Here is a 714-nt window from a genome sequence, read left to right on the forward strand (position 1 = left end):
GCGCGCTGGACGACGGGCGGAGAACTCGAGTTCGTGGGCCGGGTCGATGAGCAGGTGAAGATCCGGGGGTACCGGGTGGAGCCGGGGGAGGTGGCGGCGGTACTGGGGACCCATCCAGCGGTGACACAGGCGGTGGTCACAGCCCGAGAGGCGCCCGGGGCGGGGGCGGGCACACAGTTGATCGGGTACGTGGTGACCGATCCCGCCCCCGACACCGCGGTCGACCCCGCGGTGCTGCGGCGGTTCGTGACCGAGCGGCTACCGGAGTTCATGGTCCCGGCCACGGTCATCGCCCTCGAGGCGATGCCGTTGACCCCGAACGGGAAACTCGACCACGCCGCGCTACCGGACCCGCAGCTCGTCTCGCGGGTGGCGTATCGGGCACCACGCACGGCGCGCGAACAGGCGCTGGCGGAGTTGTTCGGCGACGTCCTCGGGATAGCCCGGGTCGGGATCGACGACGACTTCTTCGACCTGGGCGGACATTCCCTGTCGGCGACCCGGCTGGTGAGCCGCATCCGGACCGTCCTGGGGGTAGAGGTCCCCATCCGGACGGTGTTCGACGCCCCCACCATCGCCCGGCTGGTCCCGCACCTCGACGACGAGGTGGTGGTGCGGCCGGTATTGGCGGTGGCCCAGCGGCCGGAGCCGATACCGGTGTCGTTCGCGCAGCGACGGTTGTGGTTCATCCACCGGTTCGAAGGCCCCTCGGCC

The 714-nt window shown here is 71.3% G+C and carries 1 protein-coding gene; it reads left to right on the forward strand.

From position 1 onward, the window contains the following. Positions 1-714: phosphopantetheine-binding protein (locus tag ACX4ZE_RS22905; RefSeq protein WP_480275534.1), on the forward strand; the 714-nt coding region annotated here is incomplete at both ends.

Source organism: Nocardia sp. TBRC8007 (assembly GCF_056629435.1).